The organism is Klebsiella sp. 1SOBk5mer (assembly GCF_046603115.1).
Taxonomy (GTDB): domain Bacteria; phylum Pseudomonadota; class Gammaproteobacteria; order Enterobacterales; family Enterobacteriaceae; genus Klebsiella; species Klebsiella quasipneumoniae.
This window is the reverse complement of record NZ_JBKIUU010000010.1, coordinates 61556-87571: the sequence shown is the minus strand read 5'-3', so window position 1 is coordinate 87571 and position 26016 is coordinate 61556. Positions and strand designations below refer to the sequence as shown.

At 57.7% G+C, this 26016-nt stretch carries 19 protein-coding genes and 7 tRNA genes; 21 read left to right on the top strand and 5 right to left on the bottom strand.

The genetic code is table 11. The annotated features are described in order from the left end of the window. Positions 1-60: 60 nt before the first annotated feature. The 3 genes from tcuA to ACLH1U_RS20365 are packed head-to-tail and all read left to right on the top strand — an operon-like array spanning position 61 to position 3940. Positions 61-1464, top strand: a complete 1404-nt coding sequence (gene tcuA / locus ACLH1U_RS20375) for an FAD-dependent tricarballylate dehydrogenase TcuA (protein WP_101861817.1) — start codon at positions 61-63, stop codon at positions 1462-1464. Further along, on the top strand, positions 1451-2590 hold the full coding sequence (gene tcuB, locus ACLH1U_RS20370) for a tricarballylate utilization 4Fe-4S protein TcuB (RefSeq protein ID WP_023288853.1): 1140 nt from the start codon (positions 1451-1453) through the stop codon (positions 2588-2590). Before tcuA ends, tcuB begins: the two co-directional genes overlap by 14 nt. Before the next feature lie 54 nt (positions 2591-2644). Further along, positions 2645-3940 (top strand): MFS transporter, encoded by a 1296-nt coding sequence (locus tag ACLH1U_RS20365; RefSeq protein WP_023288852.1) that lies wholly within the window; start codon positions 2645-2647, stop codon positions 3938-3940. 51 nt (positions 3941-3991) lie between these two features. Here the strand turns inward: ACLH1U_RS20365 and chiQ are convergent, their stop codons facing one another. The 4 genes from chiQ to nagE form a co-directional block, all read right to left on the bottom strand. Then, positions 3992-4324, bottom strand: coding sequence for a ChiQ/YbfN family lipoprotein (chiQ, locus tag ACLH1U_RS20360; protein ID WP_023288851.1), 333 nt, complete (start codon positions 4322-4324; stop codon positions 3992-3994). Between the two features lie 47 nt (positions 4325-4371). Continuing rightward, entirely contained in the window at positions 4372-5775 is a 1404-nt protein-coding gene (gene chiP / locus ACLH1U_RS20355) for a chitoporin ChiP (protein ID WP_023288850.1), read from the bottom strand. 438 nt (positions 5776-6213) lie between these two features. Then, complete coding sequence (gene glnS, locus ACLH1U_RS20350) at positions 6214-7881, bottom strand: glutamine--tRNA ligase (RefSeq protein WP_004885933.1); 1668 nt, start codon at positions 7879-7881, stop codon at positions 6214-6216. 178 nt (positions 7882-8059) lie between these two features. Beyond that, positions 8060-10015 (bottom strand): PTS N-acetyl glucosamine transporter subunit IIABC, encoded by a 1956-nt coding sequence (nagE, locus tag ACLH1U_RS20345; protein ID WP_275256890.1) that lies wholly within the window; start codon positions 10013-10015, stop codon positions 8060-8062. A 316-nt stretch (positions 10016-10331) separates the two neighbouring features. Here nagE and nagB point away from each other — a divergent pair, with 316 nt between their 5' ends. The 12 genes from nagB (at position 10332) to ACLH1U_RS20285 (ending at position 17430) form a co-directional block, all read left to right on the top strand. Next, positions 10332-11132: a glucosamine-6-phosphate deaminase gene (nagB, locus tag ACLH1U_RS20340; RefSeq protein ID WP_012542446.1), complete on the top strand. Its 801-nt coding sequence runs from the start codon at positions 10332-10334 to the stop codon at positions 11130-11132. A gap of 114 nt (positions 11133-11246) precedes the next feature. Beyond that, the gene (nagA, locus tag ACLH1U_RS20335; protein WP_032455137.1) at positions 11247-12395 is read left to right on the top strand and encodes an N-acetylglucosamine-6-phosphate deacetylase; all 1149 of its coding nucleotides are present in this window, start codon (positions 11247-11249) and stop codon (positions 12393-12395) included. Positions 12396-12403: 8 nt separating this feature from the next. Continuing rightward, the gene (locus ACLH1U_RS20330; protein ID WP_032455136.1) at positions 12404-13624 is read left to right on the top strand and encodes a DNA-binding transcriptional regulator NagC; all 1221 of its coding nucleotides are present in this window, start codon (positions 12404-12406) and stop codon (positions 13622-13624) included. Positions 13625-13744: 120 nt separating this feature from the next. Continuing rightward, positions 13745-14497, top strand: a complete 753-nt coding sequence (locus tag ACLH1U_RS20325) for an HAD-IIA family hydrolase (protein WP_023288846.1) — start codon at positions 13745-13747, stop codon at positions 14495-14497. A gap of 278 nt (positions 14498-14775) precedes the next feature. Continuing rightward, a complete protein-coding gene (asnB, locus tag ACLH1U_RS20320) occupies positions 14776-16440 on the top strand; it encodes an asparagine synthase B (protein ID WP_411299427.1) in 1665 nt (554 codons plus the stop codon). Between the two features lie 237 nt (positions 16441-16677). Continuing rightward, a tRNA-Met gene (locus tag ACLH1U_RS20315) sits at positions 16678-16754 on the top strand. A 9-nt stretch (positions 16755-16763) separates the two neighbouring features. Continuing rightward, positions 16764-16848, top strand: a tRNA-Leu gene (locus ACLH1U_RS20310). A 23-nt stretch (positions 16849-16871) separates the two neighbouring features. Continuing rightward, positions 16872-16946: transfer RNA gene (locus tag ACLH1U_RS20305), tRNA-Gln, on the top strand. A gap of 36 nt (positions 16947-16982) precedes the next feature. Then, positions 16983-17057, top strand: a tRNA-Gln gene (locus ACLH1U_RS20300). A gap of 23 nt (positions 17058-17080) precedes the next feature. After that, positions 17081-17157: transfer RNA gene (locus tag ACLH1U_RS20295), tRNA-Met, on the top strand. Positions 17158-17204: 47 nt separating this feature from the next. Beyond that, a tRNA-Gln gene (locus ACLH1U_RS20290) sits at positions 17205-17279 on the top strand. Between the two features lie 76 nt (positions 17280-17355). Beyond that, positions 17356-17430 (top strand) — tRNA-Gln (locus tag ACLH1U_RS20285). Between the two features lie 118 nt (positions 17431-17548). Here ACLH1U_RS20285 and ubiF read toward each other — a convergent pair. Beyond that, complete coding sequence (gene ubiF, locus ACLH1U_RS20280; protein WP_101861814.1) at positions 17549-18724, bottom strand: 3-demethoxyubiquinol 3-hydroxylase; 1176 nt, start codon at positions 18722-18724, stop codon at positions 17549-17551. Positions 18725-18903: 179 nt separating this feature from the next. Here ubiF and miaB point away from each other — a divergent pair, with 179 nt between their 5' ends. The 6 genes from miaB (at position 18904) to ACLH1U_RS20250 (ending at position 25957) form a co-directional block, all read left to right on the top strand. Next, positions 18904-20328, top strand: a complete 1425-nt coding sequence (miaB, locus tag ACLH1U_RS20275) for a tRNA (N6-isopentenyl adenosine(37)-C2)-methylthiotransferase MiaB (protein ID WP_411299426.1) — start codon at positions 18904-18906, stop codon at positions 20326-20328. A 153-nt stretch (positions 20329-20481) separates the two neighbouring features. After that, positions 20482-21528: a PhoH family protein gene (locus ACLH1U_RS20270; protein WP_004176871.1), complete on the top strand. Its 1047-nt coding sequence runs from the start codon at positions 20482-20484 to the stop codon at positions 21526-21528. After that, positions 21525-21998: an rRNA maturation RNase YbeY gene (ybeY, locus tag ACLH1U_RS20265; protein ID WP_023288844.1), complete on the top strand. Its 474-nt coding sequence runs from the start codon at positions 21525-21527 to the stop codon at positions 21996-21998. The genes ACLH1U_RS20270 and ybeY overlap by 4 nt, the downstream gene beginning before the upstream one ends. Before the next feature lie 146 nt (positions 21999-22144). Then, on the top strand, positions 22145-23023 hold the full coding sequence (corC, locus tag ACLH1U_RS20260) for a CNNM family magnesium/cobalt transport protein CorC (RefSeq protein WP_004197606.1): 879 nt from the start codon (positions 22145-22147) through the stop codon (positions 23021-23023). A gap of 128 nt (positions 23024-23151) precedes the next feature. Beyond that, the gene (gene lnt / locus ACLH1U_RS20255) at positions 23152-24690 is read left to right on the top strand and encodes an apolipoprotein N-acyltransferase (protein WP_065804702.1); all 1539 of its coding nucleotides are present in this window, start codon (positions 23152-23154) and stop codon (positions 24688-24690) included. A gap of 355 nt (positions 24691-25045) precedes the next feature. Beyond that, positions 25046-25957 (top strand): amino acid ABC transporter substrate-binding protein, encoded by a 912-nt coding sequence (locus tag ACLH1U_RS20250; RefSeq protein ID WP_023288842.1) that lies wholly within the window; start codon positions 25046-25048, stop codon positions 25955-25957. Positions 25958-26016: the final 59 nt, after the last annotated feature.

Genomic DNA, 26016 nt, shown 5'->3' with positions numbered 1-26016 from the left:
GTTACCGCCTACATTCCCATTACAAATTTAACAAATCATTAAATTGTAAGGGAGCCGATAATGGTGGATGTACTGGTCATTGGCGGCGGCAATGCCGCGCTATGCGCCGCCTTAACCGCCCGGGAAGCCGGCGCCTCGGTGCTGCTGCTGGAGGCGGCGCCGCGGGAGTGGCGAGGCGGCAATTCGCAGCACACGCGTAACCTGCGCTGTATGCACGATGCGCCGCAGGACGTGCTGGTCGACAGCTATCCGGAAGAGGAGTACTGGCAGGATCTGCTGCGCGTCACCGAAGGGAACACCAACGAAGCGCTGGCCCGGCTGGTGATCCGCACCTCGTCACAGTGCCGGGACTGGATGCGTCAGCACGGGGTTAACTTTCAGCCGCCGCTCTCCGGCGCCCTGCACGTGGCCCGCACCAACGCCTTTTTTATGGGCGGCGGCAAAGCGCTGGTCAATGCCTATTACCGCAGCGCAGAGCGGATGGGGGTGCAGATCCGCTACAACACGCCGGTGCAGGCTCTGGAACTGCGCAACGGTGAATTTGTCGCCGCGCTGGCGGGCGAGGAACGGATTGTCGCGAGAAGCTGCGTCCTCGCCGCCGGCGGATTTGAATCCAACCGCAAGTGGCTGCGCGAGGCCTGGGGGCAAAATGACCGCGGCGAATGGCCCGCCGATAACTTTCTCATCCGCGGCACGCGCTTCAACCAGGGGGTGCTGCTCAAGTTTATGATCGACGCCGGGGCCGATATCATCGGCGATCCGTCCCAGTCCCACTGCGTCGCCATTGACGCCCGGGCGCCGCTCTATGACGGCGGGATCTGCACCCGCGTCGACTGCGTTTCGCTGGGGGTGGTGGTCAACCGCGATGCCGTGCGCTTTTATGATGAGGGGGAAGATTTCTGGCCTAAACGCTACGCCATCTGGGGCCGACTGGTCGCCCACCAGCCTGGACAGATCGGCTACTCGATCATCGACAGCAAAGCCATCGGCCACTTTATGCCCCCCGTCTTTCCCGGCGCTCAGGCCAATACCATCGCGGAACTGGCCCGCCAGCTGGGGCTGGACGGCGAACGCTTAGCGCAAACCATCGCCGACTATAATGCCGCCTGCGCGCCGGGCCAGTTCGATCACACCCGCCTGGATAACTGCGCGACCTCTGGCCTCACGCCGGCGAAAACCCACTGGGCGCGCCCCATCGATACGCCGCCTTACTACGGCTACGCCCTGCGTCCGGGGATCACCTTCACCTACCTCGGGCTCTACGTCGACGACACCGCCGCCGTCCATTTCGCCGGTCAACCCAGCCGTAATCTGTTCGTCGCCGGGGAAATGATGGCCGGCAACGTGCTGGGCAAGGGCTACACCGCCGGCGTCGGGATGTCGATCGGCACCACCTTCGGCCGCATCGCCGGCCAGCAGGCCGCCCGGGCGGCGCAGCAGGAGAAACACCATGAAGTCGCTTGAAAAGCTGATCATTGACGCGCAGATCATCACCGAACCGGAGGCGGAAGTCGAACGGGTGATGCAGGTGTGTAACGCCTGCCGCTACTGCGAAGGGTTTTGCGCCGTGTTCCCGGCGATGACCCAGCGCCTGGCCTTTGGCAAGGCGGATATCAACTATCTGGCTAACCTGTGCCATAACTGCGGCGCTTGCCTGCATGCCTGCCAGTATGCGCCGCCGCACGAGTTCGCCATTAACGTGCCGAAGGCGATGGCCGAAGTCCGGCTCGAGACCTATCAACACTACGCCCAGCCCGCCGCCTTTGGCAGCCTGTACCGCCGGGCCGGCATGACCACCGTGCTGGCGCTGGTCGGCGGCCTGATTGTCTTTCTGCTGCTGGCGATGGGGCTCAAAGGCTCGCTGCGCCATCCGCCGCTGGCGGGCGACTTCTACCAGATATTCCCCCATAACCTGCTGGCGTGGATGTTTGGTTCGGTCTTTGTGCTGGCGATTGGCTTACTGATGAGCGGGGTGATCCGCTTCTGGCGCGAGATCTCCCCGGGCCAGCCGCAACCGATTGATATTGCGAAGGCATCCCATGATGCGCTGACGCTGAAATATCTCGACGGCGGCCACGGGAAAGGCTGCAACGAAGCCGATGACGCCTTCACCCTGCTGCGCCGCCGTTTCCACCACTGCACCTTCTACGGCTTTATGCTCTGTTTCGCCGCCACCGTGGTGGCCACGGGCTATCACTATATCGCCGGCCAGGAAGCCCCCTACCCGTTCTTCAGCCTGCCGGTGCTGCTCGGCACCCTCGGCGGCATCGGCCTGCTGGTCGGTCCGGCGGGCCTGCTGTGGCTGAACCTGCGCCGCTCGCCGCTGCACGGCGACGCGCGGCAGAAACCGATGGATCGCGGATTTATTCTGCTGCTGCTGCTGACCAGCTTCACCGGCCTGGCGCTGCTGGCGGGGCGGGATACTTCGTGGATGGGCGTCCTGCTCGCCATCCACCTCGGGGTGGTGATGGCCCTGTTCTTAACCCTGCCGTATGGAAAATTTGCCCACGGATTTTATCGCTGTGCGGCGTTACTCAAGTGGGCGATTGAGAAACGCCGCGGAAAACAGGCGGGCGTCGCCGGCGACTGACCTGCCCCTCTGCACCCGATAACAACAAGATAAAGACAATGGAGAGCACCCCCTATGACCCAACAACCCACCCGCGCCGGCACCGTCGGCGCTATCCTCCGCGTGACCAGCGGTAATTTTCTCGAACAGTTCGACTTCTTCCTGTTTGGCTTTTACGCCACCTATATCGCCCGCACCTTCTTTCCGGCGGAGAGCGAGTTCGCGGCGCTGATGCTCACCTTTGCGGTATTTGGCTCGGGCTTCCTGATGCGTCCTATCGGCGCGGTGGTGCTCGGCGCTTATATCGACAGAATCGGTCGCCGCAAAGGGCTGATGGTCACCCTGGCGATCATGGGCTGCGGGACGCTACTCATCGCCCTGGTCCCTGGCTATCAGACTATCGGCGTGCTGGCGCCGATCCTCGTGTTAGTGGGCCGTCTGCTGCAGGGGTTCTCGGCGGGCGTCGAGCTTGGCGGAGTGTCGGTCTATCTCTCTGAAATCGCTACGCCGGGCAATAAAGGCTTCTATACCAGCTGGCAGTCCGCCAGCCAGCAGGTGGCTATCATCATGGCGGCGCTGATCGGCTATGCGCTGAACGCCACGCTGGAACATGAGGAGATTGCCGCCTGGGGCTGGCGCATCCCCTTTTTTATTGGCTGTATGATCATTCCGCTGATTTTCGTGCTGCGCCGCTCGCTGCAGGAGACCGAGGAATTCCTGCAGCGTAAACATCGCCCGGATACCAAAGAGATCCTGACCACCATCGCCAGAAACTGGCGCATTATTACCGCGGGGACGCTGCTGGTAGCGATGACCACCACCACTTTCTACTTTATTACCGTCTATACGCCAACCTACGGCAGAGCAGTGCTGCACCTCAGCGCCCGCGACAGCCTGCTGGTCACCATGCTGGTGGGCATCTCCAATTTTATCTGGTTACCGATTGGCGGCGCGATCTCTGATCGGATCGGTCGTCGCCCGGTGCTGATGGGGATTACCGTGCTGGCGCTGCTCACCACCTGGCCGGTGATGCACTGGCTCACCGCCGCGCCGGATTTCACCCGTATGACGCTGGTCCTGTTGTGGTTTTCCTTCTTCTTTGGCATGTATAACGGCGCGATGGTGGCGGCGCTCACCGAAGTGATGCCGGTTTATGTCCGCACCGTGGGCTTTTCGCTGGCCTTCAGCCTCGCCACCGCCATCTTCGGCGGCCTGACGCCGGCTATCTCCACTGCCCTGGTCGAGCTTACCGGCGATAAAAGCGCGCCGGGATGGTGGCTGATGTGCGCTGCGCTGTGCGGGTTCATCGCCACCGCGCTGCTGTTCGTGCGCCTGAGTCGCGGCTATCAGCCGGCGGAGAGTCAGCGCTAAAAAAACAAACGGGCGGAGATAGACTCCGCCCGTTTGCCGCTGCCGTCTGGCTTAATGGGTGGTGTTATTGCTGCGGATCTCTTTCCAGATCTGGTCGCAGCGCGCTTTCACCGCCTGATCGTTACCGGTACGGGTAGCCTGGATACACTGCTGATAATCCAGTACCCGGACGCTCTCCTGGTTAGCAAACTGCTGGTGCTGTTTATCCTCTTTCAGGACATTCAGTACGCTCTGGCAGGCTTCAATTTTGTCCGGATTGCCTTCCGCCGTATTAATACAGGCGCTATAGGCATCTTTCAGTTTGGTGTCTTCTTTCGGTGCCGGCGACGTGGTGCAGGCCACCAGTGCCGATGCCATCATGGCAATAAGCAGCATTTTTTTCATTGTCGTTCTCCCAGAGGTGCGGCAGGCTCACGCCCGCCGCGCAGGCATCAGAAAATTGTGAACGGGGCGATAACCATGAACTTCACGTCGCGCTCATCCTGGAAGATGTTGCCGTAGCCGCCGCTCCAGCTCGGAATATCGGAATGGTTGTCGTACTGGGTAAAGTGCAGTTTAAACAGCGTGCCCTTCGCCCGGCCTTCCTGCACGGTATACAGCGCATCCAGGCTGTAGGCCGACTCTTTCAGACGGTAATCAGCGTCATAGTAGGCGTCCGGGGAGGACATTTTGCCCGGCTTCGCATCCCAGGCGTACACATAAGACGCGCCAAACGCCCAGCCCGGCATATCCCAGTTTTTCATGTCATACATCGCGCCGAAGAAGACCGCTTTTTCGCCGTTGGCGTTGAAGTCGGAACGGTTATCCCACCAGATATCGAGACGACCGTTGGAGGAGGCGTAGGTCGGGGTCATACGCTGCAGGAAGTAGCCCTGCTGGCCATCGGCCTTCACCCAGGTCCCTTCCAGACGCAGATCCAGCACATCCGCCACTTTATAGCCAAAGGTTAACGCCTGCAGCCATGCGGTGCCGTCATAGATGTCGTTGACCCCGCCGTTGCTGACCTTATCGCGAGTGCCGTAGAACTGGTAGCTGGTGCTCAACGGCGCTCCGGCGACGTCAAACTTGTAGCTGGCTTTAGCAAAGTACTGATCGATATAGCCCTGAGCCTGACCAAATGCCGCCTCCAGCACCAGGTCGTTTTTGAAATCATATTTGGCGCCGACGGAGTGGAGATAATCGACTTTGGTCTTCTTATCGTTCTGGTAGAAATCATCCATCTCGATATGCCATGGCGCTTTATACTCGTTCGTCCACATGTAGGAGAAACTTAACGCGCCCGCGGTTCCATAGTCGAAGTTGGCCCCGGCTTCCGCCCCCTGATAGGTACCCGGCATAAAGCTCCAGTGCGGCGCCAGCAGGGTCTGACCGGTTGGCTGGATGTAGCCCGCGCGCGCCCACGCCGGACCGTATTTGAATTTCGCAGCGGCTTTATACAGGCTGATGCCGCTCTTATCGCCGGAGTAGTCTTCGTCATAGGCTTTGTTACGCGACGAGAAGGCGATTTCGTTCGGGTGGCCGCTGTCGCCGTTCTCCGCCATTTCAATCGCGGTAAACGCCGCAATATCAAGGCCAAACATATCGGCGGCATAGCCGGACTGGAAGTCCAGGTTGGCGTTCCAGGTGGAGTGGGAAAGGTTGGTTTTGTATTTGTCGCCGTCGGTCACATCTTTACGGTCACGCTCACGCTGCCAGTAATAGATACCGCCGGTTAAAGTAGAATCATCGATAAAGCCTGCTGCGCTGGCCTGCGGAATCACAACCCAGCCCGACATCGCGGTGACGGCGGCAATAGCCAGCGCCAGCGTACTACGTTTGCCACTAAACGTACGCATGTGCATATCCTCTTTGACGTTTTAAAAGGCGAAGACCAGGGGGTCATTCGCTAAAAAAATAAATAACACTGCAAAATGTGGGGCGGTGAAAAAGGCCGCGAAACCACTGTAGATAGACTATTTTTCGTGACGCGAATTATCAATGTTTTTCGTGAGGCAAAGCTTAAGATTATGACAAAGCGCACATAATTTATGTCGTTTTGTTACAGTCTTATCTCTGATGATTTTGTCATGGAAGTCATTGCAAAATCAGGGAAAAACGCAAAACCTGAAAGCGATTACATTGGTTTTTTGTATGAGACAGGAAATATCAGAAGCGTTATTTATTTCCGGTTTGAAACAGAATTAATTCGCTTCGCGAAAATAAAAAGAGTAATTGGCTGATTCTGAAACAAAAAAAGCGCCGCAGAGTGCGGCGCTTTGAAGGTAGGGAAACGGTTATTCGCCCGCTTTCGCCCAGGTATCGCGCAGACCGACGGTGCGGTTAAACACCAGACTGGTTGCGGTTGCATAGCGACTGTCGAGGCAGAAGTAACCTTCACGTTCAAACTGGTAAGCTTTACCGGCTTCCGCCTGCGCCAGGCTCGGCTCCGCGTAACCCTGTTTGATCACCAGCGATTCCGGATTGATCACCGCGAGGAAATCCTCCGCTGCGCCCGGGTTTGGTACGCTGAACAGGCGATCGTAGAGACGGATCTCTACCGGCAGCGCATGCGCCGCGCTCACCCAGTGGATCACGCCTTTGACCTTGCGGCCGTCAGCCGGATCTTTACTCAGGGTGTCGGCATCGTAGGTGCAGAAGATAGTGGTGATATTGCCTTCGGCATCTTTCTCCACGCGTTCCGCTTTGATGACGTAGGCGTTGCGCAGACGCACTTCTTTGCCCAGCACCAGACGCTTGTACTGCTTGTTGGCTTCTTCACGGAAGTCCGCGCGGTCGATCCAGATTTCCGCGCTGAACGGCACTTCGCGGCTGCCCATCTCCGGCTTGTTCGGATGGTTCGGCATCGCCACCATTTCGCTTTCGCCCTGCGGGTAGTTCTCGATAACCAGTTTCACCGGATCGATCACCGCCATCGCGCGCGGCGCGTTTTCGTTGAGATCTTCGCGAATGCAGGACTCCAGCGACGCCATCTCAATAGTGTTGTCCTGCTTGGTCACGCCGATGCGCTTGCAGAATTCGCGGATGGATTCGGCGGTGTAGCCGCGACGACGCAGACCGGAGATGGTCGGCATACGCGGATCGTCCCAACCTTCCACGTGCTTCTCGGTCACCAGCTGGTTCAGCTTACGCTTGGACATCACCGTGTATTCAAGATTCAGGCGCGAGAATTCGTACTGGCGCGGGTGAACCGGGATGCTGATGTTGTCCAGCACCCAGTCGTACAGACGACGGTTGTCCTGGAACTCCAGGGTACACAGCGAGTGGGTAATGCCTTCCAGCGCATCGCTGATGCAGTGGGTGAAGTCGTACATCGGGTAGATGCACCACTTGTTGCCGGTCTGATGATGCTCAGCGAACTTAATGCGGTACAGCACCGGATCGCGCATCACGATGAACGGCGACGCCATATCGATCTTCGCGCGCAGGCAGGCCTTGCCCTCTTCGAAGCCGCCGCTGCGCATTTTTTCGAACAGCGCCAGGTTTTCTTCCACGCTGCGGTCGCGATACGGGCTGTTCTTACCCGGCGCTTTCAGGGTGCCGCGATATTCACGAATTTCATCAGGAGAGAGTTCATCAACATAGGCCAGGCCTTTGTTGATCAGCTCAACCGCATACTGATGCAGCTGATCAAAGTAGTCAGACGAGTAGCAAACGTCCCCGGACCAGTGGAAACCTAACCACTGCACGTCGTTTTTAATCGACTCCACGTATTCGATATCTTCTTTCACCGGGTTGGTGTCATCGAAACGCAGGTTGCATTGGCCCTGATAATCCTGGGCGATGCCGAAGTTCAGGCAGATGGATTTCGCATGGCCAATGTGCAGATAACCGTTCGGCTCCGGCGGGAAGCGGGTGTGAACGGTGGTGTGCTTACCGGTAGCCAGATCTTCATCAATGATCTGACGGATAAAGTTAGTCGGGCGGGCTTCTGCCTCACTCATCACGGGTTCCTCAAAGCGTAAACAACGTATAACGGCACATGATCTTACAAGCAGGGCGTAGTGACAACTATTAGTTACGTAAAATAGGTATCAGAAGAGGATTATGGGGCCGATTGCTGCAAAAAAAAGCGGCGAAGGTTTCCCTTCGCCGCTGAGGCATAAACTCGACTCAGGAGCCTTACTTGCCTTTAATCTCATACAGCGGCGTCTGGCCGGCAACGACCTTACCGCTCGCCAGTATCACCAGCGCGCTGTAGTCATCGCTGTTGCTGCAGACCACCGGGCTAATCATCGAGCGCGCGTTGGCGTTGAGGAAGTCCAGATCCATTTCCAGAATCGGCTCGCCCGCCTTCACGTCCGCGCCCTCATCAACCAGACGTTTGAAGCCCTTGCCTTCCAGCGCCACGGTGTCGATACCCATGTGGACAACGATTTCCGCACCGTTGTTGGTTTCGAGGCAGAACGCGTGGTTAGTGTTGAAAATTTTCACCACGGTACCGGCGGCCGGGGCCACCACGATGTTGCTGGTCGGTTTCACCGCGATACCGTCGCCGACGGCTTTGCTGGCGAAGGCTTCGTCCGGCACCTGTTCGAGGGCCACCACGTCACCAGTAATCGGCGAAACCAGCGACTCAACGGTCTTCGCGTTCGCTACCGCCTGCGGTTTAGCCGCGGGCGCTGCGGTGGCGACGTTGCCAGCCGGCGCGGCTGCCGCTGCCGCTACCGGGCCGCGGGTCACCACTTTTTTCATCTCATCGCCGATAGACTCTGCCTTCGCGCCGACGATAACCTGGATGGTTTGCTTATTCAGTTTCACCACCCCGGACGCGCCGAGACGTTTACAGGCGGCGTCGTTGACTTTCGCCGAATCGCCCACGGTCAGGCGCAGACGGGTGATACAGGCGTCAATCGCTTTCAGGTTGTCCGTTCCGCCCACCGCGGCGATATAGCTGGTCGCCAGCTGGGTCAGGCCTTCTTCAGTGTTGCTGTTCGCTTCTTCCGTTACCACGTCAGCGGCTTTGTCTTCACGACCCGGCGTTTTCAGGTTGAACATGCGGATCACCGCGCTGAACAGCAGGAAGTAGACGAAGAAGAACACCACGCCCATCACCAGCAGCATCCAGACGTTTTTGCTGGCGGCCGGCAGGCTGTACATCAGCACGTAGTCAATAGCGCCTGCGGAGAAGGAGAAGCCCGCATGAATGCCCAGCGCCGTTGCGATGAACAGGCTGATACCGGTCAGTACCGCGTGCAGGAGGTACAGCAGCGGAGCCAGGAACATGAACAGGAATTCCAGCGGCTCGGTTACCCCGGTCAGGAACGCGGTGATGGCAACGGACAGCAGCATACCGCCCACCATCGGACGACGCGCTTTCGGAGCGGCCAGATACATCGCCAGCGCCGCGCCCGGCAGACCAAACATCATGATCGGGAAGAAGCCGGACATGAACATCCCCGCGGTGCCGTCGCCGGCGTAGAAGCGGTTGATGTCGCCGTGGAACACGGCGCCTGCGGCGTTCGTGAACTCACCAATCTGGAACCAGGCGATGGTGTTCAGCACCTGATGCAGACCGGTCGGGATCAGCAGACGGTTGATAAAGCCGAAGATACCGGAACCCAGCGCCCCTGCGGAAACGATCCACTCGCCGCCCGCATGGATAGCGTGCTGCACCGGCGGCCAGACGTAGCCGAAGAGCGCCGCGAGGATCAAACAGAAGAAGCCGGTGGCGATCGGTACGAAGCGTTTGCCGCCGAAGAAGCTCAGGAAGTCCGGCAGCTTGATGCCGGCCCAGCGATTGTACACCGCCCCTGCTACCAGACCGGTAATGATACCGGCCAGTACGCCCATGTTGATTTCCGGATTGATGGTGACCATCGCTTTGGTCATCACGAAATAACCTACTGCCCCGGCCAGCGCCGCAGAACCGGCGTTATCCTTGGACCAGCTTGACGCCACACCGATAGCAAAGATCAGCGCCAGGTTGTCGAAGATAGCCCCACCCGCTTGCGCGATGAAGGGTACATTCAACAGGTCTGGTTGCCCGAAACGCAGCAGCAATGCCGCGACCGGCAGCACTGCGATAGGGAGCTGTAACGCCCTACCCAGTCGCTGAAAGAAACCTAAAATATTCATCTTATTCCCCCTATGAGACCCCGATGAGGCTCATTTTCAAAGCCACTTTTTTATTGTGTAACAAGGTCGGTTTTATCACTTACCGGCAAAGTGTGTGAAAAATTAATTCGTATCGCAAATTAAACGGGTATTTTTTGTGATAATTATCACCAAATATCGTATTCACCCCTCCCTTAGACTGGCTAACATCGAAAACTTATTTTATCATTCAAAAAATCAACACGGATTGACCCCGGTCGGCGCAGTTGCTGCAATACTCTCCTCAGAGTGCTGGCGCCAATCCGCCAGATTCTACTTTTAACTATAGAGGTGAAGAATGAGACTGATCCCCCTGGTAACCGCTGAGCAGGTCGGTAAATGGGCTGCCCGCCATATCGTGAACCGCATTAATGCATTCAAACCAACCGCGGACCGTCCGTTCGTGCTGGGTCTGCCGACCGGCGGCACCCCGCTCACCGCCTACAAGGCGCTGGTTGAAATGCATAAAGCAGGCCAGGTTAGCTTCAAACACGTTGTCACCTTCAACATGGATGAATACGTTGGCCTGCCAAAAGAGCATCCGGAAAGCTATCATAGCTTCATGCACCGTAATTTCTTTGACCACGTTGATATTCCGGCAGAAAATATCAACCTGCTGAATGGTAACGCGCCGGACATCGATGCGGAATGCCGTCGCTATGAAGAAAAAATTCGTTCCTACGGTAAAATCCACCTGTTTATGGGCGGCGTGGGCAACGATGGCCACATCGCGTTCAACGAACCGGCCTCTTCTCTGGCGTCCCGCACCCGTATTAAGACCCTGACCCATGACACCCGTGTGGCGAACTCCCGCTTCTTTGACGGCGACGTGGATCTGGTGCCGAAATATGCGCTGACCGTCGGCGTGGGCACCCTGCTGGATGCAGAAGAAGTCATGATTCTGGTGCTGGGCCATCAGAAAGCGCTGGCGCTGCAGGCGGCAGTTGAAGGTAACGTCAACCACATGTGGACCATTACCTGTCTGCAGCTGCATCCGAAGGCGGTGATCGTCTGCGACGAACCGTCCACCATGGAGCTGAAAGTGAAGACGCTGAAATATTTCAACGAATTAGAAGCTGAAAATATTAAAGGTCTGTAATGTAGTCGCGTCCCGCGACTTTGCGCGGGACCATCTTTTTCTTTGTATGCATCATCAGGCCGGCGGCAAATGAACGTTCCCGGGCCTGATGAGGCGTATATACCGGGGGTCGTAATGTATGCATTAACCCAGGGCCGGGTTTATACCGGTCATGAAATTCTCGATGACCATGCGGTTGTTATCGCTAATGGCCTTATCGAACGTCTTTGTCCGCTGGCAGATTTGCCGTCTGACATCGAGCAGCGCTCAGTCAACGGCGCAATCCTCGCCCCCGGTTTTATCGACGTCCAGCTCAACGGCTGCGGCGGCGTGCAGTTTAACGACAGCCCTGACGCGGTCACTGTCGAAACGCTGGAGATCATGCAGAAGGCCAACGAACGCTCAGGCTGCACCAGCTTCCTGCCGACGCTGATTACCTCCAGCGACGATCTGATGAAGCAAGGCGTCCGCGTGATGCGCGAATACCTGCAAAAGCACCCGAACCAGGCGCTGGGTCTGCATCTTGAAGGACCGTGGCTGAATATCGTTAAGAAAGGCACCCACAATCCCGACTACGTGCGTAAACCGGACGCGGCGCTGGTCGATTTCCTGTGCGACAACGCCGATGTGATCACCAAAGTGACCCTCGCCCCTGAGCGCGTCGAGCCGGAAGTGATCCGCAAACTGGTCGCCGCCGGGATCGTCGTCTCCGCGGGCCACTCCAACGCCACGCTGAAAGAGGCGAAAGTGGGCTTCCGCGCGGGCATTACCTTCGCCACCCACCTGTATAATGCGATGCCGTACATTACCGGCCGCGAACCGGGTCTGGCCGGGGCGATTTTTGACGAGCCGGATGTCTACTGCGGTATTATTGTCGACGGGATGCACGTCGATTACGCCAACGTGCGCAACGCCAAGCGCCTGAAAGGCGACAAACTGTGCCTGGTCACCGACGCCACCGCGCCGGCGGGGGCGAATATTGACCAGTTCATTTTTGCCGGGAAAACAATATACTACCGCAACGGGCTGTGCGTAGATGAAAACGGCACCCTCAGCGGATCTTCCCTGACCATGATTGAAGGGGTGCGTAATCTGGTTGAGCATTGCGGTGTGGCGCTGGACGAAGTATTGCGGATGGCGACGCTCTATCCCGCGCGCGCCATTGGTGTGGACAAGCAGCTCGGCAGCATTGCGCCGGGTATGGTCGCTAACCTGACCGCCTTTACACGCGATTATAAAATCACCAAGACCATCGTTAATGGTAACGAGGTCGTCACTGAGTAAGTAAAAGTATGACAGCAGGCGGACAAGCTCAAATTGGTAACGTTGACCTCGTAAAACAACTGAACAGCGCGGCCGTGTACCGCCTGATTGACCAGCATGGGCCTATCTCGCGCATTCAGATCGCGGAACAAAGCCAGCTTGCCCCTGCCAGCGTGACCAAAATCACGCGTCAGCTTATTGAGCGCGGCCTGATCAAAGAAGTCGATCAGCAGGCCTCCACCGGGGGGCGCCGCGCCATCTCCATCATTGCGGAGACGCGTAACTTCAACGCCATTGGCGTGCGCCTTGGCCGCTATGACGCCACCCTGACCCTCTATGATTTAAGCAGCAAGACCCTGGAGGAGGAGCATTTCCCGCTGCCCGAGCGCACCCAGGAAACGCTGGAACACGCCCTGCTGAATATCATCGCCACTTTTATCGAAAACTGTCAGCGCAAAATCCGCGAGCTGATCGCCATCTCGGTGATCCTGCCGGGGCTGGTGGATCCGGAAAGCGGCGTGATCCGCTATATGCCGCACATTGCGGTGGAAAACTGGGGCCTGGTCGGGGCGCTGGAAAAACGCTTCAACGTTACCTGCTTTGTCGGGCACGATATCCGCAGTCTGGCGCTGGCCGAGCACTATTTTGGCGCAAGCCAGGACTGCGAAGACTCCATTCTGGTGCGCGTGCACCGCGGCACCGGGGCGGGGATCATCTCCAACGGACGCATTTTTATTGGCCGTAACGGCAACGTGGGCGAAATTGGCCATATTCAGGTCGATCCGCTGGGCGAACGCTGCCACTGCGGCAACTTCGGCTGCCTGGAGACCGTCGCGGCGAACGCCGCCATCGAACATCGCGTTCGCCATCTGCTGGACCAGGGCTACCAGAGCCGCCTGACCCTCGATGACTGCACGATCAAAACCATCTGCAAAGCGGCCAACAAGGGCGATGCCCTGGCCTGCGAGGTGATCGAGTACGTAGGGCGTCACCTCGGAAAAACGATCGCCATCGCCATCAACCTGTTCAATCCGCAAAAAATCGTCGTCGCCGGCGAAATTGTGGAAGCCGAGAAAGTGCTGCTCCCGGCCATTGAGGGCTGCATTAACGCCCAGGCGCTGAAGGCGTTTCGTAAGAACCTGCCGGTGGTGCGCTCCACCCTCGATCATCGCTCAGCGATTGGCGCCTTCGCGCTGGTCAAACGCGCCATGCTCAATGGCACGCTGCTGCAGCGCTTGCTTGAGAGCTAATCGCCCCCCCTTTACAGATAAGCGCGTCGCTCTGTCACTGGCGGGCATCGCCCGTCAGAGGTGTGAAACCGCATCGATGACGCGTATAGTTTCGTCTTTGTTAATGATTCTGGACCCACCATGACCATTCAAAACATAATTTGTGATATTGACGGCGTGCTGATGCACGATAACGTCGCCGTTCCCGGCGCTGCCGAGTTTATCAAGCGCATCCTCGATAAAGGCATGCCGCTGGTGATGCTGACCAACTACCCGTCGCAAACCGGCCAGGATCTGGCGAACCGTTTCGCCACCGCCGGGATTGAGGTGCCGGATAGCGCCTTTTACACCTCGGCGATGGCGACGGCCGATTTTCTGCGCCGCCAGGAAGGCAAGAAAGCCTATGTGGTGGGTGAAGGGGCGCTGATCCACGAGCTGTATAAAGCCGGCTTTACCATTACCGATGTCAACCCGGATTTTGTCATCGTCGGGGAAACCCGCTCCTTTAACTGGGAGATGATGCATAAGGCGGCCTTCTTTGTCGCCAATGGCGCCCGCTTCATTGCCACCAACCCGGATACTCACGGTCGCGGCTTCTACCCGGCCTGCGGCGCCCTGTGCGCCGGGATCGAGAAGATCTCCGGCCGTAAGCCGTTTTACGTCGGTAAACCCAGCCCGTGGATCATCCGCTCAGCGCTGAACAAAATGCAGGCCCACTCCGAACAGACGGTGATCGTCGGCGACAATCTGCGCACCGACATTCTGGCCGGCTTCCAGGCGGGGCTGGAGACCATTCTGGTGCTCTCCGGCGTCTCGACCCTCGACGACATCGACAGCATGCCGTTCCGCCCGTCGTGGATCTACCCTTCCGTCGCGGAAATCGATATTTTCTAATGCCAGCCACGTCTCAGGACGTGGTTGTTCATTTCTGACGCCTGCTAAAAGCACCCCATCTAATAAAAACGGCTTGTAATTGCGTATTCTTCAATAAAGCCGTTCAAAAGATACTCTTTTTTTACTATTCAACAATCGCAGTTGCGTTTTTTCTTTTTCCGGCCGTAAAACCCTTGCGCCGGCTCCCCCTTTACGGCATTTTCTTAAGCACGCACTCAGGCTTCGCCACGAGACGAAGCCAGCACAACATCAAACACGACAGGGTAATGGAGAAGGCTATGTGTTCTATTTTTGGCGTACTGGATATTAAAACTGACGCAGGCGAGCTGCGTAAAAAGGCGCTGGAGCTTTCCCGCCTGATGCGCCATCGCGGTCCGGACTGGTCTGGCGTGTATGCCAGCGACAAAGCGATTCTGGCGCACGAGCGCCTGTCGATTGTCGACGTCAACGCCGGCGCCCAGCCGCTGTACAACGCCGAAAAAACCCATGCGCTGGCCGTTAACGGCGAAATCTACAACCATCAGGCGCTGCGCGCGGAATATGGCGATCGCTATCAGTTCCAGACCGGCTCCGACTGCGAAGTGATCCTCGCGCTGTATCAGGAAAAAGGCCCGGCGTTCCTCGACGACCTGCAGGGGATGTTCGCCTTCGCCCTGTACGACAGCGAAAAAGACGCGTACTTAATTGGTCGCGACCATATCGGCATTATTCCGCTGTATATGGGCCATGACGAACACGGCAACTTCTACGTCGCCTCAGAAATGAAAGCCCTGGTGCCGGTGTGCCGCACCATTAAAGAGTTCCCGGCGGGCAGCTACCTGTGGAGCAAAGACGGTGAAATTCGCCAGTACTATCAGCGCGACTGGTTCGATTACGACGCGGTAAAAGACAACGTTACCGATAAGAACGAGCTGCGCCAGGCGCTGGAAGAGTCGGTGAAAAGCCACCTGATGTCCGACGTGCCCTACGGCGTGCTGCTCTCCGGCGGCCTTGATTCTTCGGTCATCTCCGCCATCACCAAGAAATTCGCCGCCCGTCGCGTCGAAGATCAGGAGCGTAGCGAAGCCTGGTGGCCGCAGCTGCACTCCTTCGCGGTCGGTCTGGAAGGCTCTCCCGACCTGAAAGCGGCGCAGGAAGTGGCTAACCACCTCGGCACCGTGCACCATGAAATTCACTTTACCGTTCAGGAAGGGCTGGATGCGATCCGCGACGTTATCTATCACATCGAAACCTACGATGTGACCACCATTCGCGCTTCGACGCCGATGTACCTGATGTCGCGTAAAATAAAAGCCATGGGCATCAAAATGGTGCTTTCCGGCGAAGGCTCGGACGAAGTATTCGGCGGCTACCTCTACTTCCATAAGGCGCCGAACGCTAAAGAACTGCACGAAGAGACGGTGCGTAAGCTGCAGGCGCTGCATATGTTTGACTGCGCCCGCGCCAACAAAGCGATGTCCGCCTGGGGCGTGGAAGCCCGCGTGCCGTTCCTCGATAAGAAGTTCCTCGACGTGGCGATGCGCATCAACCCGCAGGATAAGATGTGCGGCAACGGCAAAATGGAAAAACATATCCTGCGCGAATGCTTTGAATCCTATCTGCCGGCCAGCGTGGCGTGGCGTCAGAAGGAGCAATTCTCTGACGGCGTCGGCTACAGCTGGATCGATACGCTGAAAGAAGTGGCTGCGAAACAGATCAGCGACCAGCAGCTGGAAACCGCAAGCTTCCGCTTCCCGTACAACACGCCGACCTCCAAAGAAGGCTATCTGTACCGCGAGATCTTCGAAGAGCTGTTCCCGCTGCCAAGCGCGGCGGAGTGTGTCCCTGGCGGTCCGTCGGTGGCCTGCTCTTCTGCCAAAGCCATTGAATGGGATGAAGTGTTCAAAACCATGAACGATCCGTCAGGCCGCGCGGTGGGCGTCCACCAGTCGGCCTATAAATAAGCCCTGACAGGCGATGAAACGCGAAACGGACCCTCCGGGGTCCGTTTTCTTTTTGCGGGATTTATACCGCTGAAAAACGATAAATAACCAATAATTGCCGATTATTGCAGCGAGCTGTTCGCAACCTAACCAAACAGTCACATTACAACGATTTTCCTTGAAAAAGAGGTTGACGCTCGCAGGCCCAATACGCATAATGCGCCCCGCAACGCCGATAAGGTTACGCGAAAAAAAGATGGCTACGTAGCTCAGCTGGTTAGAGCACATCACTCATAATGATGGGGTCACAGGTTCGAATCCCGTCGTAGCCACCATCTTTTTTTGCGGGAGTGGCGAAATTGGTAGACGCACCAGATTTAGGTTCTGGCGCCGCAAGGTGTGCGAGTTCAAGTCTCGCCTCCCGCACCATTCACCAGTCAGCGTTGTACGGATGGGGTATCGCCAAGCGGTAAGGCACCGGTTTTTGATACCGGCATTCCCTGGTTCGAATCCAGGTACCCCAGCCATATTTCTTCGATATTTGCGGTTCACCGCGACGGTATTGGGGTATCGCCAAGCGGTAAGGCACCGGTTTTTGATACCGGCATTCCCTGGTTCGAATCCAGGTACCCCAGCCATCGAAGAAACAGTAAGACAATTTGGCTACGTAGCTCAGCTGGTTAGAGCACATCACTCATAATGATGGGGTCACAGGTTCGAATCCCGTCGTAGCCACCATATTCGGGACGTATCGATACACATCGATAAATCCGCAAAAAATTTGTTGGGGTATCGCCAAGCGGTAAGGCACCGGATTCTGATTCCGGCATTCCGAGGTTCGAATCCTCGTACCCCAGCCAAATTTAAAAGTCGTTCAGCAATGAACGCACTGTTGCGCTAAAACCGGGATAGTGACGGTTAAATGCAACAGACAATTGGGGTATCGCCAAGCGGTAAGGCACCGGATTCTGATTCCGGCATTCCGAGGTTCGAATCCTCGTACCCCAGCCACTTCAATGCAAAAAAGCCCACCTCGGTGGGCTTTTTTGTTATTGGCGTTTTGCCATCCTGGCGCATCACTGACTGCCGGGCAGGCGCTTTCCACGACGCCCCTGCCCGCGACGCCGGTTTACAAGCCTAACGCATACTTCAGCGCCTGACGCTTCAGCACCCCGGCGCGTTCGGCCGCCATCAGGCCAATATTGCGCAGCATCCGCACCGGCGCCAGGTCATTGCTGAATCCGGCGTAAAACAGATCCATCCCCGACTGCATAATAAAATTATCCGCCCGCCGCCGCCCCTGGTAGCGCTTGAGCACCGGCAGGCTGGCCCACTCTTCGCCGCGGCCGCGCGCTTGCGCCAGGACCTCCAGCAGGGCGTCGACATCACGATAGCCAAGGTTAACCCCCTGCCCCGCCAGCGGATGAATGGTGTGCGCCGCATCGCCCACCAGCGCCAGACCAGGCTGAACATACTGCAGCGCATGACGCCGGGTGAGCGGGAAGGCGCCGGCCGCCTGCGGCGTCACCCGCCCGAGACGCGCCGGGAAATGGCGGGCGATCTCCTGCTGGAGCTGGGGCATGGACATGCCCTGCAGCTGACGGATCCGCGCCGGGGCGTCATACCACACCAGCGAGGCCCAGTTGTCGAACAGCGGCAGGAAAGCGCGCGGTCCGCTGGGGGTAAACTGCTGCCAGGTGCTGTCGCCGGGATCGTCGGCGCATTGGACGCTAATGAGCATACAGGATTGCTGATATTGCCAGGCATGCACGCCGATGCCGGCCATCTCCCGCACCTGAGAGCTGGCGCCGTCGGCGCCGATAACCAGCCGGGCGTGGATCGTCTCCCCGTCGCGTAAACGCAACGCCGTCTCCGCCTCGCCGCGCTGCATCGTCTCCAGTTCGCCGCCAACGCGCAGGGTAACCCCTTCGTGCGCCGTCAGCGCTTGCCACAGGCCCCACTGCAGGACCTTGTTCTCGACCATATAGCCCAGCTCCGGCAGCTTAAGCTCGGCGGCGTCAAAGGCGACGTGGGCGCTCTCCCACTCCCAGGTCTCCAGTCGACGGTAAGCGTGGACGCGCATCGCCCGCACGGCATCCCAGACGCCAAGGCTTTTCAGCAGGCCGACCGAGGCCGCGCTGATCGCCGAGATCCGCACATCCGGGGCGGATGCCGGATCGAAAGCCGGAGGCGCCGTTTTCTCAAGCACCGTCACGGTAAATCCCTGTTGCGCCAGCCCCAACGCCAGGGCGCCGCCGACCATGCCGCCGCCCACGATGGCGACATCTGTTGCGTGAATTGTCATGGCTATTATCCTTAAAGCAGAATCCGTTAAGTTTACCGGATTTTTCGCCCTCTTGCGGTGATAACGCTCGCACTGGTCAGGGGGCGACCAAAGCATTACAATACGCGCCCTGGAATGCGAAATTCACCCTGTATATATCCCCGCGTTTTGGATATCTATTACTGAGCATGAGCAAGTCAATGACAAAAAAACTCCATATTAAAACCTGGGGCTGTCAGATGAACGAGTATGATTCATCAAAGATGGCCGATCTGCTGGATGCGACACATGGGTATCAACTGACCGAAGTGGCGGAAGAAGCAGATGTGCTGTTGCTCAATACCTGCTCAATTCGTGAGAAGGCCCAGGAAAAAGTTTTCCATCAGCTTGGCCGCTGGAAGCTGCTGAAAGAGAAGAACCCGGACCTGATTATTGGCGTTGGCGGCTGCGTGGCTTCCCAGGAAGGCGACCATATTCGTCAGCGCGCGCACTATGTCGATATTATTTTCGGGCCGCAAACCCTGCACCGCCTGCCGGAGATGATTAACGCCGTGCGCGGCAACCGCAGCCCGGTGGTTGATATCAGCTTCCCGGAAATTGAAAAATTCGATCGCCTGCCAGAACCGCGCGCCGAAGGCCCGACCGCCTTTGTCTCGATTATGGAAGGCTGCAACAAATACTGCACCTACTGCGTGGTGCCCTACACCCGCGGAGAAGAAGTCAGCCGCCCGTGCGACGATATCCTGTTTGAAATCGCCCAACTGGCGGCGCAGGGCGTGCGTGAAGTCAACCTGCTGGGCCAGAATGTGAACGCCTGGCGCGGCGAGAACTACGACGGCACTACCGGCAGCTTTGCCGATCTGCTGCGCCTGGTGGCCGCTATCGACGGCATCGACCGCATTCGCTTCACCACCAGCCACCCGATCGAATTTACCGACGATATCATCGACGTCTATCGCGATACGCCGGAGCTGGTGAGCTTCCTGCACCTGCCGGTGCAGAGCGGCTCCGACCGCGTGCTGAACCTGATGGGACGCACCCATACCGCGCTGGAGTATAAAGCGATTATTCGCAAGCTGCGTGAAGCGCGTCCGGATATTCAGATAAGCTCCGACTTTATCGTCGGCTTCCCCGGCGAAACTACGGAAGATTTCGAAAAGACAATGAAGCTTATCGCCGACGTCAATTTCGATATGAGCTACAGCTTTATCTTCTCCGCCCGCCCGGGCACCCCGGCGGCCGATATGGTTGACGACGTGCCGGATGCCGATAAGAAACAGCGTCTGTATATTCTGCAGGAGCGCATCAACCAGCAGGCGATGGCCTGGAGCCGTCGCATGCTCGGCACGGTACAGCGCATCCTGGTGGAAGGCACGTCGCGCAAGAACATCATGGAGCTCTCCGGACGTACGGAGAACAACCGGGTGGTCAACTTCGAAGGCACCCCGGACCTTGTCGGCAAGTTTGTGGATGTCGAAATTGTCGATGTTTACACCAACTCGCTGCGCGGCAAAATCGTGTGTACCGAAGCGGAGATGGGTCTGCGTATCGCTGAATCACCTGAATCAGTGATTGCCCGCACCCGTAAAGAGAACGATCTTGGCGTGGGTATCTATCAGCCGTGATCCCTTCAGGCCTGTCGGTTCCGGCAGGCCTTGTAATTCCTCTCTCCGTCCCTATATCTACAGCAATGCTTGCGCCATTTTCCTGTGACGTAAATAATTTCCTGATTAGCCGGCCACGCGCCGCGTCCGGCCACCTGCGTAAAGAGGAACAGTTTGAACATAGACACTCGTGAAATTACCCTGGAGCCAGCGGATAACGCACGCCTGTTAGCCCTGTGCGGCCCGTTTGACGACAACATCAAACAGCTGGAACGTCGGTTAGGCATTGAGATCAACCGCCGTGACAATCACTTTAAACTGACCGGACGCGCCCTATGCGTGCACGCCGCCGCCGATATTCTGCGCAGCCTGTATGTCGACACGGCGCCGATGCGCGGTCAGATTCAGGATATTGAACCAGAGCAGATCCATCTGGCGATCAAAGAGGCGCGCGTGCTGGAGCAGAGCGCCGAGAGCGTGCCGGAGTACGGAAAAGCCGTCAATATCAAGACCAAGCGCGGGGTGATCAAACCGCGTACGCCGAACCAGGCGCAGTACATCGCCAATATCCTCGATCACGACATCACCTTCGGCGTGGGTCCGGCAGGTACCGGGAAAACCTATCTGGCGGTGGCGGCGGCGGTCGATGCGCTGGAGCGCCAGGAGATCCGCCGCATTCTGCTGACCCGTCCGGCCGTCGAGGCGGGCGAAAAGCTCGGCTTCCTGCCCGGCGATCTGAGCCAGAAGGTCGACCCGTATCTGCGCCCGCTGTACGACGCGCTGTTCGAGATGCTCGGCTTTGAGAAGGTGGAAAAGCTGATTGAGCGTAACGTCATCGAAGTGGCTCCGTTGGCCTATATGCGCGGACGGACGCTGAATGACGCCTTTATCATTCTTGATGAAAGCCAGAACACCACCATCGAGCAGATGAAGATGTTCCTGACCCGCATCGGCTTTAACTCCAAGGCGGTGATCACCGGCGACATCACGCAGATTGACCTGCCGCGCAGCACCAAATCCGGTCTGCGCCACGCCATCGAAGTGCTGGCGGAAGTGGATGAGATCAGCTTTAACTTCTTCCATAGCGAAGACGTAGTCCGCCATCCGGTGGTCGCCCGCATCGTGAACGCCTATGAGGCATGGGAAGCCGCAGACCAGAAACGTAAAGCAGAACTGGCCGCCGAGCGCAAACGCGAAGCCCAGGAACAGGAGCAAAAATGAGTCAGGTGATCCTCGATTTACAGCTGGCCTGCGAAGAGACCAGCGGCCTGCCGGACGAAGCCCTTTTTCAACGCTGGGTCGACGCCGTCATTCCGCCGTTTCAGGAGGAGTCAGAGTTAACGATTCGTCTGGTCGACGTTGCAGAAAGCCATGAGCTGAACCTGACCTATCGCGGCAAGGATAAACCGACCAACGTCCTCTCTTTCCCGTTTGAAGCGCCGCCGGGGATTGAAATGCCGCTGCTCGGCGATCTGATCATTTGCCGTCAGGTGGTGGAGCAGGAAGCCAGCGAGCAAGGGAAGCCGCTGGAGGCGCACTGGGCGCATATGGTGGTTCACGGCAGCCTGCATCTGCTGGGCTACGATCACATCGAAGATGACGAAGCGGAAGAGATGGAAGCCCTCGAAACAGAGATAATGCTTGCTCTGGGCTATGAGGACCCGTACATTTCCGAGAAGATTGCTGAATAGCCCCCTGCCGGATGGCGGCGCTTGCGTCTCATCCGGCCGCTGTTCATGCATTTTACCCGCCTGAACCTCAGGCAACCCATGCCGTCCGGCGCTGAGTGTACGCGCGACGAGCGACATTAAATCAACATGAGAACCCAAACGACGCCATGAGCGACGACAATTCACACAGTAGTGACACAGTAAACAGCAAAAAGGGATTTTTCTCCCTGTTACTCAGCCAGCTCTTTCACGGGGAACCGAAAAACCGCGATGAACTGCTGGCGCTGATCCGTGATTCCGGGCAGAACGACCTTATCGATGAAGATACCCGTGACATGCTCGAAGGGGTAATGGATATCGCCGACCAGCGGGTCCGCGACATTATGATCCCCCGTTCACAAATGATTACCCTGAAACGCAATCAGACGCTGGACGAGTGCCTTGATGTCATCATCGAATCCGCCCACTCGCGCTTCCCGGTCATCAGTGAAGATAAAGATCACATCGAAGGGATTCTGATGGCCAAGGATCTGCTGCCGTTTATGCGCAGCGACGCCGAAGCTTTCAGCATGGAAAAAGTGTTACGGCCGGCGGTTGTCGTTCCGGAAAGCAAGCGGGTCGACCGCATGCTGAAAGAGTTTCGCTCACAGCGCTACCATATGGCGATCGTTATTGACGAATTCGGCGGCGTCTCCGGTCTGGTGACCATCGAGGATATCCTTGAGCTCATCGTCGGGGAAATTGAAGACGAATACGACGAAGAAGAAGATATCGATTTCCGCCAGCTGAGCCGCCATACCTGGACGGTGCGCGCTCTGGCCTCCATCGAAGACTTCAATGACGCCTTCGATACGCACTTCAGCGATGAAGAAGTGGATACCATTGGCGGACTGGTAATGCAGGCCTTTGGCCACCTGCCGGCTCGCGGCGAATCTATCGACATTGATGGTTACCAATTCAAGGTAGCAATGGCAGATAGTCGTCGTATCATTCAGGTGCATGTTAAGCTGCCGGATGACGCTCCCCAGCCGAAGCTGGAAGAGTAAGCGGCGGCGCTGAAGGTCACGGCCAGCCGGGAGACAGACCGTGGGCGATCCCCGGTTGTCCCCTCCCCCGGCTGGCAAACAGCATAGCCTGTGGCAACAGGCGTTAATTAACGGGACGATTAGCCTAAATGGTATTTGCCTCTCTTCTTGAACGTCAGCGCGTACGTCTGCTGCTGGCGCTGCTATTCGGAGCCAGCGGAACGCTGGCTTTTTCACCTTATGACTTCTGGCCCGCGGCGATTATTTCGCTGGTCGGTCTGCAGGCGTTAACCCTCAACCGCCGCCCGCTGCAAAGCGCCGGCATCGGCTATTTCTGGGGTCTCGGCCTGTTCGGCACGGGTATCAACTGGGTCTATGTCAGCATCGCGCAGTTTGGCGGTATGCCGGGCCCGGTTAACGTCTTCCTCGTCGTGCTGCTGGCGGCCTATCTCTCGCTCTACACCGGCCTGTTTGCCGGCCTGCTCGCCCGTCTGTGGCCCAAAACGAGCTGGCTGCGGGTGGCGATCGCCGCTCCCGTCGTCTGGCAGATCACCGAGTTCCTGCGCGGCTGGGTGCTGACCGGTTTTCCGTGGCTGCAGTTCGGCTACAGCCAGATTGACGGCCCGCTGAAAGGCCTGGCGCCGGTGATGGGCGTCGAGGCGATCAACTTCCTGCTGATGATGGTTAGCGGCCTGCTGGCCCTGGCCCTCGTACAGCGCAACGGGAAGCCGCTGGTCATTGCCGCGCTGCTGTTCGCCCTGCCGTTCCCGCTGCGCTATATCCAGTGGTATCAGCTGCTGCCGGCGCGTGCGACGCAGGTCTCGCTGGTGCAAGGCGATATCCCGCAGGCCATGAAGTGGGACGAGAAGCAGCTGGTTAACACTCTGAAAACCTATCTGGCGCTGACCCAGCCGCATATCGGCCACTCGCAGCTGATTATCTGGCCCGAATCGGCGATCCCGGATCTCGAGATCAACCAGCAGCAGTTCCTCAGCATGATGGACGATCTGCTGCGCGCAAAAGACAGCTCACTGATCACCGGCATCGTCGACGCGCGTCTCAATAAGCAGAACCGCTACGACACCTACAACACCATCATTACCCTCGGCAAAGATAACCCGTACCGCTACGACTCGACCAACCGCTACAACAAGAACCATCTGGTGCCGTTCGGCGAGTTTGTACCGCTGGAGTCGATTCTGCGTCCGCTGGCGCCATTCTTCGACCTGCCGATGTCCTCCTTCAGCCGCGGTCCCTACGTGCAGCCGCAGCTGATGGCGCATAACCTCAAGCTGACCGCGGCCATCTGCTACGAGATCATCCTCGGGGAACAGGTGCGGGATAACTTCCGTCCGGACACCGACTTCCTGCTGACCATCTCCAACGACGCCTGGTTCGGCAAGTCCATCGGCCCGTGGCAACACTTCCAGATGGCGCGGATGCGCGCCCTGGAGCTGGCCCGCCCGCTGCTGCGCAGCACCAACAACGGCATTACCGCCGTCATCGGCCCGCGCGGCGAGATTCAGAAGATGATCCCGCAGTTTACCCGCGAGGTGTTGACCACCACCGTGACGCCCACCAGCGGCTTGACCCCTTACGCCCGCACTGGCAACTGGCCGCTGTGGGCGCTGACGGCGCTGCTCGGCTTCGGCGCGCTGCTGATGAGCCTGCGTCAGCGTCGCCGATAAATGCTCTGCCGGCGACGCCCGTCGTCGGCTTTTTTTCTTCCCGTCATTTGCCACCCTGGCACAGTCATTGCTTTATTTAATCGGGTAGCGCCGTCCTCTGGCCCAGTGCAACCGGGTTGCACCATAAACGATCGGCGGTCGCGCTATTTTGGTGCAATGGAAGATATTTGCCTCCGATTGGTGCGGAGCGCTTCGCAAAAATAAACAATAAAACAGCAAAATCTTTACATTAAGCCAAACTAAATGCTAACAAACACATACAAATGCGGCACGTGGATGCGTGCCCCCAATAACAACACACACAATCACAATGGGTATCAATAGCGTCGGTGACGCTGCGGATAAGGAGTTGGATATGCAATTACGTAAACTGGCCACGGCAATGCTGGTAATGGGAATGACCGCTGGTCTGGCGCAGGCGGAAGATGCTGCCCCGGCGGCTGGCCAGAGCACTCTGGATAAAATCGCGAAAAACGGCGTTATCGTTGTCGGCCATCGCGAATCTTCCGTCCCTTTCTCTTACTACGATAACCAACAGAAGGTTGTGGGTTACTCTCAGGACTACTCCAACGCCATCGTCGATGCCATCAAGAAAAAACTGAACAAACCCGATCTGCAGGTCAAACTGATCCCGGTTACCTCGCAGAATCGTATCCCGCTGCTGCAGAATGGCACCTTTGATTTCGAGTGCGGCTCAACCACCAACAACCTCGAGCGCCAGAAACAGGCGGCCTTCTCCGATACTATCTTCGTCGTCGGCACTCGTCTGCTGGTGAAGAAAGGCGGCCCGATCAAAGATTTCCCGGACCTGAAGGATAAGGCGGTCGTCGTCACCTCCGGGACCACCTCAGAGATCCTGCTGCATAAGCTGAACGATGAGAAAAAAATGAATATGCGCATCATCAGCGCCAAAGATCATGGCGACTCTTTCCGCACCCTGGAGAGCGGACGCGCGGTGGCCTTTATGATGGATGACGCTCTGCTGGCCGGCGAACGCGCCAAGGCGAAGAAACCGGATAACTGGGAAATCGTCGGCACCGCGCAGTCGAAAGAAGCCTATGGCTGCATGCTGCGTAAGGACGATCCGGCCTTCAAGGCGCTGGTCGATGAAACCGTTGCCCAGGCCCAGACCTCTGGCGAAGCGGCGAAGTGGTTCGATAAATGGTTCAAAAACCCGATTCCGCCAAAAAATCTTAACCTGAACTTCGAGCTGTCGGACGACATGAAAGCGCTGTTCAAATCACCTAATGACAAAGCACTGAACTAATTATAACAACCAGGGGCGGGATATCCTGCCCTCCCGATGATTGTCACAGCACGGACAGA

Excerpts from the sequence above, each read along its gene's own strand:
- tcuA (WP_101861817.1), top strand. The coding sequence starts at position 61 with ATGGTGGATGTACTGGTCATTGGCGGCGGCAATGCCGCGCTATGCGCC.
- tcuB (WP_023288853.1), top strand. The coding sequence starts at position 1,451 with ATGAAGTCGCTTGAAAAGCTGATCATTGACGCGCAGATCATCACCGAA.
- ACLH1U_RS20365 (WP_023288852.1), top strand. The coding sequence starts at position 2,645 with ATGACCCAACAACCCACCCGCGCCGGCACCGTCGGCGCTATCCTCCGC.
- chiQ (WP_023288851.1), bottom strand. The coding sequence starts at position 4,324 with ATGAAAAAAATGCTGCTTATTGCCATGATGGCATCGGCACTGGTGGCC.
- chiP (WP_023288850.1), bottom strand. The coding sequence starts at position 5,775 with ATGCGTACGTTTAGTGGCAAACGTAGTACGCTGGCGCTGGCTATTGCC.
- glnS (WP_004885933.1), bottom strand. The coding sequence starts at position 7,881 with ATGAGTGAGGCAGAAGCCCGCCCGACTAACTTTATCCGTCAGATCATT.
- nagE (WP_275256890.1), bottom strand. The coding sequence starts at position 10,015 with ATGAATATTTTAGGTTTCTTTCAGCGACTGGGTAGGGCGTTACAGCTC.
- nagB (WP_012542446.1), top strand. The coding sequence starts at position 10,332 with ATGAGACTGATCCCCCTGGTAACCGCTGAGCAGGTCGGTAAATGGGCT.
- nagA (WP_032455137.1), top strand. The coding sequence starts at position 11,247 with ATGTATGCATTAACCCAGGGCCGGGTTTATACCGGTCATGAAATTCTC.
- ACLH1U_RS20330 (WP_032455136.1), top strand. The coding sequence starts at position 12,404 with ATGACAGCAGGCGGACAAGCTCAAATTGGTAACGTTGACCTCGTAAAA.
- ACLH1U_RS20325 (WP_023288846.1), top strand. The coding sequence starts at position 13,745 with ATGACCATTCAAAACATAATTTGTGATATTGACGGCGTGCTGATGCAC.
- asnB (WP_411299427.1), top strand. The coding sequence starts at position 14,776 with ATGTGTTCTATTTTTGGCGTACTGGATATTAAAACTGACGCAGGCGAG.
- ubiF (WP_101861814.1), bottom strand. The coding sequence starts at position 18,724 with ATGACAATTCACGCAACAGATGTCGCCATCGTGGGCGGCGGCATGGTC.
- miaB (WP_411299426.1), top strand. The coding sequence starts at position 18,904 with ATGACAAAAAAACTCCATATTAAAACCTGGGGCTGTCAGATGAACGAG.
- ybeY (WP_023288844.1), top strand. The coding sequence starts at position 21,525 with ATGAGTCAGGTGATCCTCGATTTACAGCTGGCCTGCGAAGAGACCAGC.
- corC (WP_004197606.1), top strand. The coding sequence starts at position 22,145 with ATGAGCGACGACAATTCACACAGTAGTGACACAGTAAACAGCAAAAAG.
- lnt (WP_065804702.1), top strand. The coding sequence starts at position 23,152 with ATGGTATTTGCCTCTCTTCTTGAACGTCAGCGCGTACGTCTGCTGCTG.
- ACLH1U_RS20250 (WP_023288842.1), top strand. The coding sequence starts at position 25,046 with ATGCAATTACGTAAACTGGCCACGGCAATGCTGGTAATGGGAATGACC.